19 protein-coding genes, 1 tRNA gene and 1 pseudogene are annotated in these 13261 nt (G+C 66.8%); 9 read left to right on the forward strand and 12 right to left on the reverse strand.

Features of this window, described 5'->3' with window-relative positions; translation table 11 throughout:
- Window positions 1-2 precede the first annotated feature (2 nt).
- Both ACIRG9_RS22775 and ACIRG9_RS22780 read right to left on the reverse strand, forming a co-directional pair.
- Entirely contained in the window at window positions 3-710 is a 708-nt protein-coding gene (locus tag ACIRG9_RS22775; protein WP_402859223.1) for a DUF998 domain-containing protein, read from the reverse strand.
- Window positions 711-1116: 406 nt separating this feature from the next.
- Window positions 1117-2184 (reverse strand): helix-turn-helix domain-containing protein, encoded by a 1068-nt coding sequence (locus ACIRG9_RS22780; protein ID WP_402859226.1) that lies wholly within the window; start codon window positions 2182-2184, stop codon window positions 1117-1119.
- A gap of 321 nt (window positions 2185-2505) precedes the next feature.
- Between ACIRG9_RS22780 and ACIRG9_RS22785 the strand changes: the two genes are divergently transcribed.
- The 6 genes and pseudogenes from ACIRG9_RS22785 (at window position 2506) to ACIRG9_RS22810 (ending at window position 6068) form a co-directional block, all read left to right on the forward strand.
- Entirely contained in the window at window positions 2506-2832 is a 327-nt protein-coding gene (locus ACIRG9_RS22785) for a hypothetical protein (RefSeq protein ID WP_402859229.1), read from the forward strand.
- Between the two features lie 204 nt (window positions 2833-3036).
- Window positions 3037-3624 carry a hypothetical protein gene (locus tag ACIRG9_RS22790; protein ID WP_402859232.1) on the forward strand — a complete coding sequence of 196 codons (588 nt, stop codon included), beginning with the start codon at window positions 3037-3039 and terminating at the stop codon, window positions 3622-3624.
- Between the two features lie 750 nt (window positions 3625-4374).
- Window positions 4375-4611: pseudogene (locus ACIRG9_RS22795) on the forward strand (hypothetical protein); the annotation flags it as partial.
- Between the two features lie 88 nt (window positions 4612-4699).
- Window positions 4700-5362, forward strand: a complete 663-nt coding sequence (locus ACIRG9_RS22800) for a pentapeptide repeat-containing protein (protein WP_402859235.1) — start codon at window positions 4700-4702, stop codon at window positions 5360-5362.
- Window positions 5363-5404: 42 nt separating this feature from the next.
- Window positions 5405-5659 (forward strand): hypothetical protein, encoded by a 255-nt coding sequence (locus tag ACIRG9_RS22805; protein WP_402859238.1) that lies wholly within the window; start codon window positions 5405-5407, stop codon window positions 5657-5659.
- Window positions 5660-5759: 100 nt separating this feature from the next.
- The gene (locus ACIRG9_RS22810) at window positions 5760-6068 is read left to right on the forward strand and encodes a hypothetical protein (protein ID WP_402859241.1); all 309 of its coding nucleotides are present in this window, start codon (window positions 5760-5762) and stop codon (window positions 6066-6068) included.
- A 19-nt stretch (window positions 6069-6087) separates the two neighbouring features.
- Here ACIRG9_RS22810 and ACIRG9_RS22815 read toward each other — a convergent pair whose 3' ends face one another.
- Window positions 6088-6567 (reverse strand): hypothetical protein, encoded by a 480-nt coding sequence (locus ACIRG9_RS22815; RefSeq protein WP_402859244.1) that lies wholly within the window; start codon window positions 6565-6567, stop codon window positions 6088-6090.
- A 165-nt stretch (window positions 6568-6732) separates the two neighbouring features.
- Between ACIRG9_RS22815 and ACIRG9_RS22820 the strand changes: the two genes are divergently transcribed.
- A complete protein-coding gene (locus ACIRG9_RS22820; RefSeq protein WP_402859247.1) occupies window positions 6733-7170 on the forward strand; it encodes a hypothetical protein in 438 nt (145 codons plus the stop codon).
- 37 nt (window positions 7171-7207) lie between these two features.
- Here ACIRG9_RS22820 and ACIRG9_RS22825 read toward each other — a convergent pair whose 3' ends face one another.
- A complete protein-coding gene (locus ACIRG9_RS22825) occupies window positions 7208-7603 on the reverse strand; it encodes a hypothetical protein (protein ID WP_402859250.1) in 396 nt (131 codons plus the stop codon).
- Window positions 7604-7713: 110 nt separating this feature from the next.
- Window positions 7714-8133 (reverse strand): hypothetical protein, encoded by a 420-nt coding sequence (locus ACIRG9_RS22830; RefSeq protein WP_402859253.1) that lies wholly within the window; start codon window positions 8131-8133, stop codon window positions 7714-7716.
- A 425-nt stretch (window positions 8134-8558) separates the two neighbouring features.
- On the opposite strand from ACIRG9_RS22830, the gene ACIRG9_RS22835 reads away from it, so the two are divergent.
- Window positions 8559-9398, forward strand: a complete 840-nt coding sequence (locus tag ACIRG9_RS22835) for a hypothetical protein (RefSeq protein ID WP_402859256.1) — start codon at window positions 8559-8561, stop codon at window positions 9396-9398.
- On the opposite strand, the gene ACIRG9_RS22840 is transcribed toward ACIRG9_RS22835, so the two are convergent.
- Window positions 9364-9843, reverse strand: a complete 480-nt coding sequence (locus ACIRG9_RS22840; protein WP_402859259.1) for a DUF488 family protein — start codon at window positions 9841-9843, stop codon at window positions 9364-9366. The two genes, ACIRG9_RS22835 and ACIRG9_RS22840, sit on opposite strands and share 35 nt — an antisense overlap.
- A 162-nt stretch (window positions 9844-10005) precedes the next feature.
- The gene (locus ACIRG9_RS22845; protein ID WP_402859262.1) at window positions 10006-10485 is read right to left on the reverse strand and encodes a hypothetical protein; all 480 of its coding nucleotides are present in this window, start codon (window positions 10483-10485) and stop codon (window positions 10006-10008) included.
- 299 nt (window positions 10486-10784) lie between these two features.
- Here ACIRG9_RS22845 and ACIRG9_RS22850 point away from each other — a divergent pair, with 299 nt between their 5' ends.
- A complete protein-coding gene (locus ACIRG9_RS22850) occupies window positions 10785-10979 on the forward strand; it encodes a pentapeptide repeat-containing protein (protein WP_402859478.1) in 195 nt (64 codons plus the stop codon).
- Window positions 10980-10992: 13 nt separating this feature from the next.
- On the opposite strand, the gene ACIRG9_RS22855 is transcribed toward ACIRG9_RS22850, so the two are convergent.
- From ACIRG9_RS22855 to ACIRG9_RS22875, 5 genes are all read right to left on the reverse strand, one after another.
- On the reverse strand, window positions 10993-11427 hold the full coding sequence (locus ACIRG9_RS22855) for a hypothetical protein (RefSeq protein ID WP_402859265.1): 435 nt from the start codon (window positions 11425-11427) through the stop codon (window positions 10993-10995).
- A gap of 125 nt (window positions 11428-11552) precedes the next feature.
- Window positions 11553-11927, reverse strand: a complete 375-nt coding sequence (locus ACIRG9_RS22860; protein ID WP_402859267.1) for a hypothetical protein — start codon at window positions 11925-11927, stop codon at window positions 11553-11555.
- Window positions 11928-12183: 256 nt separating this feature from the next.
- Window positions 12184-12552, reverse strand: a complete 369-nt coding sequence (locus tag ACIRG9_RS22865) for a hypothetical protein (RefSeq protein ID WP_402859270.1) — start codon at window positions 12550-12552, stop codon at window positions 12184-12186.
- A 106-nt stretch (window positions 12553-12658) separates the two neighbouring features.
- A complete protein-coding gene (locus tag ACIRG9_RS22870) occupies window positions 12659-12982 on the reverse strand; it encodes a hypothetical protein (RefSeq protein ID WP_402859273.1) in 324 nt (107 codons plus the stop codon).
- A gap of 133 nt (window positions 12983-13115) precedes the next feature.
- Window positions 13116-13191: transfer RNA gene (locus ACIRG9_RS22875), tRNA-Arg, on the reverse strand.
- Window positions 13192-13261: the final 70 nt, after the last annotated feature.

A 13261-nucleotide genomic window follows, 5' to 3' on the forward strand; every position in this document is an offset into this window, starting at 1 on the left:
GGTCAGGTGCCGGGGAGATGGGCCAGCACCTCGGCCGGCGCCGTGGTGGCCCGTCGGCGCAGGTGCAGTGCGAGCGCGGTGAGCCATCCCCAGCCGGCCACGATGGTGAGCCGTTGATACAGCCCGCCGTGGTCTTCGACGGCCAGGCCCTGGATGAGCGCCAGCATTGCCACACCCGTTGCCACGCTGTACGCGGCCCACAGCCACTGACGGCTGCGTCGCGTGAACCATGCAGCGACCACGAAACACAGGACCGGCAGCGCCAGGAAGACCACGGTGCCGGCGACGTTGTGGGCGTCTCCGTGCCAGGTATGCGCCGCGGCCTGTCCGCTCGGGCTGGTCGGTGGGTATCCGTCTCGCGGGTCGGTGACGAACACTCCAGATGCGATCAGGCCCAACGCGTACAGCCCTGCCAGGACCGGCGCCACCACGGCGACCGTGCCTGGGCGCAGCGCCCGGCGCAGTCCGACGGCGAGCGCGAGCATGAGGACACCGCAGATGATGAAGTTGGCGATCTGCACCCAGCCGCGTTGCCCGATGGCCAGGCCGCTCACTTGGTCGCGCAGCGGGCGGTAGTCCTGTCGCACCGCACCTTCAACGAGGAACACGATGACGAACAGGGGCGCGCCGATGGCACCGCAGCCGAGCAGTCGACGGGTGACCCGGTCCGGTGGCCGCAGGGTGGAAGGCTTCGCGTGGAGGGTCGTCATCCTCCAATTAAAGGCTTCCCACGGAATAGTTGGTGATCATCGGTGGCGGCAGGGCGGTTGTCCCACCGGTGGAGAGCCCATGCGTCTTCGCGGCATGCGTGTCACCCAGCCCCTACCGTGACCCGCCACGCCATCGAGGACGCCGACAACCTGCGGCACGTCCTGCAATACACGGGCCGTAGTGACCTACTGGACCGGGAGCGGCAGGCCGTTGGCCTGAGGTGATAGTGGTGTCGGCCGGCAGGATGCAAACCTGCGGCCTTGGGATTAGGGGTTGAATCCCGATCATGGTCGTGGGTGATGGACACTATGGCGACCTGACTCAATCTTTTGCTCAGCGGTAGGAAATTGGAACGGTGGCCAGGTGTTACTGCTCCCCTCAGCCGCAGTAGGCTCCGCCGCGCTGTCAGGATCGCTCGACCTCGCGCAGCATCAACGCGAGGCTCTGTGATCGCCGCTCGGCCGGAAGTGCGTCCCAAGCCCGCCGGGCGTACGCGACGCCGCCAGCCTTGTCGCCGGCCTTCGCCATCGTCAGACCGCGATGTAGCTCGATGTGCGTCGCGAAGCGCGGGAGTCCTGCCGGCCGTGTCCGGTCGGCCTCTTCCTGAGCCTCGCTACCTGGACCAGTCATCCCAAGGCGGGCGTACAGCATGCTGCGGAAGGTCGCCATTCGCCACGGCGGAACGGCGGTGTCGGAGACTTCGCCGTCCGGCGACGCGACGTGATCGAAGGCTCGCCGCGCTTCGGTGTCAAGCGCGACCGCGCCCGCCTGGTCGCCGCGTCCTGCCGCGACGTGCGCTCCTGCCATGAGGGCCTGGACGCGGCCGATCGAGGGCCGGTCGGACAGGGCTAGGGCTTGGTCGGCGTACCGCCGGGCCGTTGGAAGGGCCGCGCCTTCGTAGGCGAGCGCGATAGCTGCTCGGCCCCGAACCCACACGCGGACTCCGAGATCGCCGGATCGGTCCGCCGCCGTTGTCGCCAGGTCGTACCAACGGATCGCCTCGGCCGGGTTGGGCGTGGTTTTCCCGTAGGTGACCAGCGCCCGCGCGGCGTGCGACCACATGTATGGCGTGTCTAGGTGCTGCTGGAGGATCACGAGGTCACTCGCAAGCCTGGCTTGGAGGATCGCCGCGCCTACGGCCATGTAGTCCCGGCCGTACTGGTCAACCCGCTCCCGCCAGTTCTCTTCGGCCCCTCGGCCATCAAGGGCTGCGGTGAAGCCAGCCCGGATGAGTTCTCCAGCCACGACCGGGCCCACGACGCCGGCCGCGAGTCCGAGCACCTGTCGGCGGTTCACGTCAACCTCCCCGAGCGCCCGCGCGTAGGCGAGCACGATGTCAGGGGTCGCGACCCTCCGTCCTGCCTCCACATTGCTCAAATGCGAAGCCGAGTAGCACGATCGGGCCGCCACCGAAGCCAGCGTCACCCCGGCCTCGGTACGAGCCTGCCGCAACTGCGCGCCAAGGTCGTCCACGGGTCCCCCTGTTGAAAGCCTCTGAAAGCATCGACCTCCTTCCGAGCGTAGTCCGTTGATCGCAGGCTGAAACCAGACGACGTGACGGGAGGTAAAAGACGTGCCTCGGTGGAAGTGGTTTCAACGCAAGGCCAAACCGATTGACATGGTGTCCGGGCCGGTGCGCGGAGTCGCCCAGTGGTACGGGCCCACGGTGCTAATGCCGGTCGCGGGCAACCGGCCCTTGATGACGAGGTGCGCGGAGTTGCGCTCTCATCACTACGGAGACGACCGCGTAACCCTGACCCCGGGCCAGGAGCGGCGAGCCGACGGGAGGCGTCGATGATCATGACGATGTTGCCCTCTCCGGGCTCCTGCCCGGAGCCGGATCGTCCGCGCTACCGGACGCAGAGCACCCCGCCGCACACTCCGTTGCGTCCGATGTGGGCCTGCCGGGCGTGTGGTCAGCCGTGGCCGTGCGGCACGGCCCGGCTGATGTTGAGGGCTGAGCACGACCGTAACCACCAGGGCCTGTCGATCTACCTGGCGGGTCTGATGTATGAGGCGATGAGGGATCTCTACCGCCTCAACCCGGAGGGCGGGCCGAGCCCGGAGGAACTGTTCAAACGGTTCGTGGCCTGGGGCCCCTTCCGCCGATCCCCGTCGTGATGGCGCGGCATGAACCATGGGTGAGGGTGCTGCTCCGGCCCTCATCGCTGTCGAGCGGGTTCATCTGCTTTCCGGAACTCCCCACCGCTTGACCAAGCGGCGACCAGGAATGGACTTTTCGTAGTGGCGTATCAACCGGGACCGAATCATCTGGTCCGCGCGGCGCGGCAGGCGTTGCGGTCTCCTTCGGGGTCGGGTCGGCCGATGTCGCGGCAGGAGTTGGCCGAGGCGGTGAACGCGTGGTTGTACGAGCACATGGGGCGCCGGACCGCTATCGCTGCCCGGTACATCGGCGGTCTTGAGCGTGGTGATACTCGGTGGCCGTCGGCGCACTATCGGGCGGCGTTGCGGGCGGTGTTGGGCAAGGCCACGGACGCTGAGCTTGGCCTCTTCGTCATCCAGGGCCACGCCAAGGACCCCAGACACCCGGCAGAACCGGCCTTGGCTGCCGGGCCGTCCAACGCCGTGCCGATCGACCGGCATACGGCGGTGCCACCGGGGGTGGCCGTCGACCCGGGGGACACGCCTGCGTACGGGATGGGTGGCGCGTCTGTGATGGTGCCGGCCGGTGCGGCGGCGGTGCAGGTCAGTGTGAACGGGGATGCGGCTTTCACGGTGGTGTGTCATGACGAGTCGCCCGGCGGTGCGGTGCTGGCCGGACCGGTCCATCTGCTGATCGACTTGTCCGGCACCGTTGCGGCCGGCGGCGTCGTTCCGGCGGTCGTCGATGCGCCGATGGTGGTTGGCGGGGCGCGGGTGTACGCGCTGAACGAGCGGCAGGCGCGGTCGTGATCGCGGATAGGCAGCCGGGGGCGGGCGGGTTGGTTCGGCGGGTGCCGGCTCGGCCGGGTCGCATCGGTGGCGGAGAGCGGATCACGTCGGCCGGGGACCGGATCACGCCGGATCAGGTGGCTGAGGCGCGTCAACGGCTGGGTCGGCAACTGGCCGCGTGGTGCGACGCGGCCGGGTTGACACAGGTGGAGCTTGCCGACGTATCTGCTACTCGCGAAGCTCGATTGCGAATGTCGAGATCGGTCGGGACCGCAGTACTCGCCAGTTTTGGCAGCGTGCTGACGCTGAGGTCGGCGCTGGTGGTGCGCTGGTTGCGGCGTTCGATCAGGTGGACGCGCTTGCGCGGGACCGCCGCATGCAGACGGCGGGCATCAACCTTGAGCACGAGCAGCCGGCCCCGCCGGCCGTCGAGGCCGCGATGGCGGGGTCGGGTGGCTGCGGGTGCGGCGTGGCGGTCGGGCGGTGGACCGGGCGGGAGTCCCGGGCGCTGCGGGAGGCGCTGCGGATGACCGTGGGTGCGTTTGCTGAATTCCTCAGGGTGGCCAGGGAGACCGTTTCGGGGTGGGAACGCCGGACCGCTTCCACCTCCTTGAAGATGTCCATACAGGTCATGTTGGACGAGTCGCTTGCGCGCGCTGGTGCCGATGCCAAGACGCGGTTCCGGCTGGTCCTGGACAGCCCCGACGACGGCGCACCGCACGCACAGGCCGGGGGAACTATGACGACAGCGGGCCGGGCAAGGCGGCCCCGGTGACACGGCGTCCGCACACGCCGATCCGGCCGATCTGGCTGTGTCGCGCCTGCGGCCATCGGTGGCCGTGCGGTGAGGCCAAGCTCGCGCTACTGGCCGAATACGAGCGAGATCGGGTGAGCCTGTTCGTGTACCTTGCGGGCTGCCTCGGTGATGCGGTGGACGACTTGGCGAAGCTGCGCGCAGACACGCCCGGTAGTGAGGAATTGTTTGATCGTTTCCTGTCGTGGCCGGTTCTGCCGCCGGTCCGCACGGGAGCCCTGATGGAGGCCCGCATGTTCGGGGATCGGGTGACCGCTCCCCGCGTGAGTGAGTTGAGAGAGCGTGCACACCAGAACATTCGGGGACCTGTCGATCCTGCTGCCGGACCTCGATCCCCGTGACCTGGACGCGGTGACCGAGCAGAGCGACGACCTGCAAGAAGCTGATGTCGACGGTGTGCGTTGGACGCGGGCGCGGCTGGACGAGGTGCGGTGGCAGAGCAGTCGCCTCATCGGTGTCGACCTTGGCGAGTCGGTGTGGGACGGCGGCCGAGTATTCGGCTGTGAGCTGGACCGCGTGGACTTGTCCGGCGCGGAACTGTCCGGGCTCACCGTCGAGCGGTGCAGGCTGTCGGGCTGCAAGCTCACCGGCGCGCGACTGTCCGGCGTGACCCTCAAGGACGTGCTGTTCGAAGGCTGCCGCTTCGACTACGCCTCGCTGCGGCTCGTCGTCGCGACCGGTGCGGTCGCGTTCGTGGACTGCGTATTGACCAACGCCACGCTGACCTCCTGCCGCCTACCCAACGCCGCCGTACGCTCCTGCAAGCTGATGGGCGCGGAGTTGGACGGCTGTCACCTGCGCGGCGCGGACCTACGCGGTAACGACCTGTCGGGCCTCAAAGCCGGCCTGTCCAACCTCGCTGGCGTCACCCTCGCCCCGGACCAACTGCCGGGCCTGGCGGACCTGGCCGTCACTGAGTTGGGCGTGACCGTCGAGAGGCAATAGCGTCTTCTCAGGCACTGCATCCGAAATGCGGAGGGCACGCAGATGATCGCCAACCACCTTGCCAGGGCACTCCTGACGGCAATTGGTACGTTGGCCGAGTCCGTCGAATCGGGCTGGGATACAGAGCGCACCGGTCTGAATACGCTGGAAGGGATCGCATACCTGCTCGGCCAGATGAACTCCGATGAACGTCAGGAGTTCCGTGATCTGCTGGAGCAGGTTGCGGCAGCGGAGCCCGAACGCGCTGAGTTCATTCACGGGTTGCCGGGTGCCCTGGGTTTGGACGGGGCGTCGTAGAGAACGGATCACCTCGTGGCTGGAGGCTTTTCGGGCGGGCCTGGCCGTACGGATGGTTGTACGGTCGCCACGGGTCAGCGCAAGCAACGAGGAGGCGAGGGTGGCCGAACCAGCTCGCGCGGTCGCGTTGGCGGCTTTGACCGACTTGTGGGACCAAGGATGTCCGATCGCCGCACCCGATGACCGCGAGCGCCTCGTCGACATCGGCCTGCGCCGCTGGCACAGCTTCCATCGGCGGCACCCTCGCATCCATCAGCCATCGCACGAGGCCAGGGTTCGCGACCTGGTGCGTGGGTTGGTCGAGGCAGTCGAGGCCGAACCGCAGTTGGTTGGGCCGCTGGCCAAGGACTATGAGTGCGTGGCGGAGGCGATCGCCGCAGCCGTCGCTTCCTCGACCCGGGAGCCTTGATCCGCCTCGCCAGCTGCAGCTAAATGCGGACCCCAGGTGCAGCCGGCCGAAAGCGCCGCCAGATCGAGCCGATGCTCAGCGTGCCGTGAGAGACGCCGACATGGACCGCAGTAGGGCCAAGCACAGCGACCACGCCGCCCAGGCACGCCGACAATGCGCCGATGATCGGTACGTCGGTTGCCACTGCCACGACGGTAATGTAGATCGTGGCCAGCGCAGCGGCGACGGCGAATGCGATCAGCAACTTCGGGAGTAGTCGACCGCTTTTCGTGGCGACCTCGCTGACCAACCCGGCTGGCACGAACAGCAGCGGCACCAGGGCGACGCCCACCCCGCCGGCAAGCAGCACCAGCAGTGGTCCCGCGAGCGGACCGCCCGTATCCGCATCGGCCACCACCGCATACGCGAGTTGTCCAACGTATGCGACGACCCCCTGCACGACGAACACCAACCAGGCGGCAGCCGCACCAGCAAGGTGCCGGGCAATCTTTCCGATCATGATGCCTCCTCGGATGACGCCTCCAGAAGGCTATGCCACCCCGACGTTTCCTGTTGTCCGGCGGGTAACAGGCGCGCCCGCCGTCCCGATCGCCCGCGCACCGTCACCAATGGGGCCACGTGAGGCCGGTACGATCCGCCCACCAGTTCTTCGAGGAGGCTCCTCTTGACGGACGTAGTCGAGACACTGTTGCGTCGGGCCAAGTCGGATGACTACTCGGAGCGTGCGCGCGCTGGCACCGAGTTGAGCCGGTTCGCTGGATCAGAGGCTGTCGACCAGGTGCTGCTGAAGCTCTTGCTGGACGACGACAACACCTTTCCCGTTCGGGTGACTGCGGAAGCCTTGATCAAGAGCGGCGACAGAGCAGCGCTCCGTCCGTTCGCCGCAGGCTGGCATCGAGCTCATTCAGAGGTGGACAGCACCCACTTGTCAGAAATCGCTGACTACCTTTATGGCGCCACCAGCTACGGCCTCTGGCTTGACTCGACTGATCCTCAGCGCACTAACCTCCAAACGGTGCTTGCGACACTGCTCGATGACCAAGACGATGCGGTCCGCAAGGGTGCCGACAGCCTGCTCGCCGTGCTCCCCGGTATCAGCTAGGCCGCCATGCAGCGCTGATGCCCGTTGTGCCGGCCCGCTACTGGCTTGCGGATGGCCCGATCGGATGTTCCTCGCGTGCTGGCCGCAGCCGGCTCCATTGGGGGTCGAAGCAGATCAGACCTCGCTCCGCCGCTATCTTCGCTGCCTCGGCCGACACCTCCTCGCACATGCTGTACCGCATCGCGAAGTAGATGATCGGCCCCGATGCATTGTTGATCATCGGGCCGTCCGACCACGGGCTGAGGTCTTCTTCGTCCTCGGTCATGTCGATCCACCGCTCCAGCAGTGCGTCGACGTAGGCCCGGATGCGCGGTGTCGGCGTCGTTTCATCGTCCGCGTCGATGTACTTCTCGTAGAGTTGCTGGAAGACCTGCCCGCCCTCAACATCGTCCGTGGGCTGCTCGCCTTCCCACACCGCCAGGTCGTAAGTCATGCGGGGAGTCTTCCAGGAGCGGCCAATCTCCTTGTCGGGCAGCCGCCAGACCTCTGGGCAGGCTGGCTGTGGGCCGCTATGTGTGCGGGAACCGAAAGAAGGCCAAGAAGTCAGCTCAGCCTGCGAAGACCGTCGGCGATGGCCGCCCGAAGGTGCTCGCCGTACGCGTCTGCCGGCAGGGCGGCGACATGGTTGGCTGCCCGCTCAAAGGCGGCGCGCGCCGCGATCGTGTTGCCCAGCCGTTCGTAAGCCGTCGCCACACTGACGTGCAGCGAAGGGTAGAAGGCGGCGACCTTGTCGTCGCTGGCGGCGTCGGCATGCCGCAGCGCCGCCTGGTTCCACCGCAGGATCTCCTCGGGGTTGTCCTGCTGCCGGGCGAGATAGTGTGCGGCGACGCAGGCGTCGTAGTTGTCGGTACGCCCCGCCCAGGCTTGTTCGAACAACGCCCGTGCGTCAGCTGGCCGTCCCTCCGCCTCCGCCTGCATCCCGTCCTGGCACAGCTTGAGCACCGGATTTCCGAGATCCACCATCACTCCCATTGAATGATTGACCCGATGATCCTGATGGCTCGACCAGGTCGAGGGTCAAGCAGACGGAGTGCTACCCCGGGGCAGCTGAGTGGGACATGCGCCCCTCCGGTCTCCTGCTGGGGCCGGCGCAGGTCATCGCCGGAAGCTGACCGGGTCGGCGAGGTACCGATCGAGGTCCGGATCCTCGTGTACCCCCTCGAATGCGTCCGTGATCACCCACTGCTCGCCGAGTTCGGTGCACAGCTGGTCGAGGTGTACCTGGCGTGCAGCTCGTCAAGGGCGACGGTGGCGGCTCGATGGCCTTGAACTGCCTGCGCTTCGCACCACGTGCCGCACTACGGCCCCTATGCGCGCCCGTCGATTCATGAGAACCTGAACCCCTCAGTGATTGTGTGACTACTCGCAGCTACCTGGCTGGAGGCGCGGTGTCCCAGATGTCGCTTTTCGGGTCCAGTGAGGCCGGACCCGACCCGAAGCCTGCGGACGACCGCACCGTTCGGCTGCAGCTACTAATCACGGTGAAGGCTGCACCGAACCCCTCAGAGAAGTACGGGGAGACCGTCTGCGTGGCAGGGTTGCGGACGGACGTGCTGAGGCCGACGTGGGTGCGCCTCTATCCGATCAACTTCCGGCACCTCGACAGCGACGAGGCATTCAAGAAGTACGACATCATCTCCGTTGATGCCAAACCGGCACGGCAGGATCAACGGCGTGAGAGCTGGAAGCCGATCATGGATCGGTTACAGAAGGAGCGGCATCTCGACGGCTGGAGGCCGCGACAGCCGTTGCTCGATCCGGCTGTAGAGGATTCGATGTGCCGGCTCAACAGCGAGGCTCGGGAGCGCGCGGACGCGCAATCGCTGGCCCTCGTGCGTCCCAAAGAAGTTCGCGGCCTGAAGGTTACGCCGCATCCTGGCTGGACCCCTGACGAGCAACGCAAGATCGATGCGTACGCGAATCAGCCGGATCTCTTCAGCGGCTTGAGCAGATCTCCGCTAGAGGCGCCCCGCTTCAAGGCGGCATATCACTATCGCTGCCATGAACGCGGGTGCAACGGGCACAAGCAGCACGTCATTGACTGGGAGTTGGTGGCTCTGCAACGCCGGCTCGCTGGCTACTCAGATGCTGCGCTTCGGGAAGCGCTGGAGGCTAAGTTTCTGGGAGAGATGTGCGCGCCGAACCGTGCCGTCGCCTTCTACGTCGGCAACCAAGCCAAGCGGGTTCACGTCTTCAGCGTGCTGGGCGTGTACTGGCCGAAGCGGTAGTCATCCGGTTGGCGAGCGCATCCATCACTACTTGGCGGTGGCACCGGCTCTCGTCCGCCTCGAAACAGAGCAGCGCTATCAGCTCGCGTTGTGCCGTCTCGGCGAGCGCGTCGAGCACAGCCAAGGAGTCAGCGCGGTGTAGCCGCGAAGCGTAAACAGCACGGGCGGAACGCAGTTCCTCGGGACTGCCACCGAAGCCAGGGCGATTTTCCTTCGGGTTGCCCAGTTCCCGGCGGTGCTCGTACGCGATGCCCTGTGCAGCGAGTGCCTGACTGAGGGCCGACTTGCTGAAGCCGCGCTTCCGAGAGATCGGCGTCATTCGGACGTCAATCAGGCGCCTGACGCCTACGTCCACCAAACCCGCCACGAACTCATCGATCGAGCGGCCCTCGTAGCCGACACCCAGGATGCCGGCCCGGTGACTCACAGTGAACGTGACGCTCATCAGGACACCCTTTCATGACTCGTCCGTCAAGACCATCGAGACGCCGGGAAATGTGCCGTCCTGCACGGCGTCGGCTCTTCGGCTGTACGGGGCCGTGGTGGCCGACTGGACCCGCCGTGTGGACGGCAGCACGCTGCCTCCACAGCGCTTCGTGCGGCCGATCTAGCCGGCCGCACGCGCCCACCCGTCGGCGTCGACCGTGATCCACCCCTGCGGCCTTCCGCCACACTCCCCGGGGGAATCAACCGTTCTCGAATCGAGCATCAACGTCTGATCGACAATCCGGGTGCCCGCCAGATCGGTCACGATCACGGTCACCTCAACCGGGCTGGACGGCAGGTTGGGCAGGTCAAGAAAGCCCACCTCCTCGTCCGTAGGCTCCGAACGCGCGACACAGACGGCATCGGCTCCGCTCCCGGTGCAACCGTCGCCAGCGATCTTGGAACCAGACCGCAGGCCGACCGGCCGTGGCTGGCAGGAACTGTCCCAGCACAAGGTCAACTCTGCTGTGTCAATCCGCTCCGCAATCGCCGAGTTGATGGTGACGCCGATCCCCTTCGGGGCATTGATCAAAAGGCACGGTCTCTCGTCGGCGTGGCTGCAACCCGTCAGGGCCGTAAGGATCAGCGTCGAAACCAACAAGGATCTGCCCCTCGACATGAGCACTCCAATCGGGTGACGACCGTGGACACGACAACAGCGCCTCGGCACGTCGGTGTCGTCCCAGAGCGGCCACACCTCCATCGATCGCCTCGTCAAGCGCTTGGACTTCCCGCCGATCCGCCTGCACGATCTTCGCCACGGGGCGGCCACGACGGCTCTAGGGCCGGGGCCAAGTTGAAGGTCGTACAGGCGATGCTCAGGCACTTGTCGTACGCGCTCACGGCGGGCGCGGACCGAGCAGAGCGACGGCCTTCGAGACCGCCATCGAGCGATGCGCGCTGTCGGGCTGCAAGCTGATGGGCGCGGAACTTGACGGCTGCCACCTACGCGGCGCGGACCTACGCGGTAACGACCTGTCGGGCCTCAAAGCCGGCCTGTCCAACCTCGCTGGCGTCACCCTCGCCCCGGACCAACTGCCGGGCCTGGCGGACCTGGCCGTCACTGAGTTGGGCGTGACCGTCGAGAGGCAATAGCGCCGCCCTCAGCTCAGAGCCACTTGGTGATGGCGAGGGTGATCACTGCGGCGAGGCCGCCGAGGCCGCCGAGGATTGCGACGCCAGCGGCGATCTTCACGACGGCGGGCTGAGCCTCCTGCCAGCCCAACTCCCCGGCCGCTCTCCGGATCAGATGGTGGCCCTCACCGGACGAGAAGGTGTACTGATCGGAGCCGTCCAATGCCTGGTACGAGGTGACGGACACGCTCCGGCCGACGAAGGCAGTCTTGCCCAGCTGCACTCCGCCCACGCCCGCCTTGAACTCGACGGTGCGCACAATGTCCGTCATGGTGAAGATCTTCTTCTCCGGACGTAGCGCGACGCGGTAGGTGTTCACCTGGGTGATCCGGCGACGGGTCAGCAGCGCCTGCCACTGTGGGACGTTGACGTCCACGGTCAGGTCGAATCCCCGCTCCGTCCGGCACATCCGATACGGCGTGCCTGCGGCAGCGGCCTCGATGCGGGCGCAAAACTCATCGGCAGCACCTGCGCTGTTTGCTCCAATCACGAGCGTGGAGGGTAGCAGTGCGTAAGCGGACTTTTGGGTCGCCGTCAGTCCAAGCACAGGCGTTGAAAGGCCGTCGCCTGCGGTCGAAGGCGGAACAGTACAACGTGTCCCGCCCCGTCGCGGAACTCTGCTTCGTTGGCCGAGACAACCTGCATCGTGCCACTTTGGTAGGGGTTGCCCCAACCATCCGGAGGGTTGCCACTTCCGTCGGAGAGCGGATGAACCGCCTCGTAGTAGCGGCCTTCGAACCTCGCCTCATCAATGCCGCAGTGCGTGCGTAAGTCGAACGCCACCTCAGCGGATGTCTTGCCCACACCGGTCGTTCCGGCCGGCGCCTCATCTGGCGCGGTAGAGGAGGTGCATCCGACCGTTGCCAGCGACATCAGCACCGCCAACGTTGTCGCGCTGCGTCGTGCCATGCCACTCCCTCGTCCATCCGCCCACTCACGTGCCGGTACCCGACAACTGGTGTGACGGACGCCGTCGGCCTCTGGTTCCCGCGTGATCGTCTGTACGTTGTGGACATAACTTCAGATCTGGCGGTCGCCGCGCGCCACCGCGTAAACCTGTCGGGTGGGAGCCGGTTTGGGCCGGGGTGCTCGCCTCGTTTGCGGGCCGGTTCGGGCGGGTCGAGCCGCGTCGGTCTTGGAGGTCGGCTGCTGGGGCCGGCGCAGGTCATCGCCGGAAGCTGACCGGGTCGGCGAGGTACCGATCGAGGTCCGGATCCTCGTGCACCTCGTGAAATCCGTCCGCGATCACCCACCGCTCGCCGAGTTCGGCGCGTAGCTGGTCAAGTGCCCGCCGAACGGCCGTGTTGAAGGCCCGGCATTCCGGCTCGCGCCATGGCCCTGGGTCAGGCGGATAGTCCCAGTTCAGTGATCCGTCGTACCACTTGACCAACCGGGTCAGCTCATCCCGAAGGGCCGCGCTGATCGGCAGCGCCTCCAGGCGTACCGGATACTCCCAGGCATCCTGGTCCTGTTGGCCGGTTGGCCACAGGAGCCCCCCAGACCCTGCGTCGAAGAAGAACCGGGCGTGCGGCATGGGCACGAGTCTGACTAGGACGAGGGGCGTCCATGAAAGCCGGTCCGGGGACGGTGCGTCAGGGGGCGGTAGGGGGAGGCCGCCCCTGAATCAGGGGTCGGGATCGTCAGCCGCGGTTGCGAGCGAAGGGGTTGCGCCCTGTCGTGGTCAGGTAGAGCGGGACGAACACCACCCACAGGATCACACAACCGAGGAACCACGCCTCCGGGCTCTCGACACGGAAGGTGCCAAGTGAAACCGAGGCTGCGTTTCCGCTCCTCTGTCGTTTCTTGGCATCCGCATAAACCCAGGCGTCGACACTGAGCACGACGAGCAGGACGAGGATCGACGCCAGCGCGGTAGCGGCCAGCCCGGTCATATCCGCCCCGCTTTCGATTGCCGACCAGAGGATGACGTCCGCGAGCGTACCTCCGCGGAGCCAGCGTGCCACTGTTCCAATGCCATCCGCTAGAAGATCGGCAGCGGGACGAGGCCGCGAGGCAGCTTGTTGGCTGACTTGGCCGTACGGGAGCCGTGGTGACCGACTGGACCGGAAGCTATCGGCCGCTGACCTGGGGTGACGGTGGTGCGCCCGGCAGGATTCGAACCTGCGGCCTTGGGATTAGAAGTCCCCTGCTCTATCCGCTGAGCTACGGGCGCGCGTCGACGTGTCGCGCCAAGAGGGTACCGCCGCCCCCGGCGTCGTCGGGGGAACGGGTGGTCGTGGCCA

The sequence above is a fragment of the Micromonospora sp. NPDC093277 genome (assembly GCF_044765245.1).
GTDB lineage: Bacteria > Actinomycetota > Actinomycetes > Mycobacteriales > Micromonosporaceae > Micromonospora.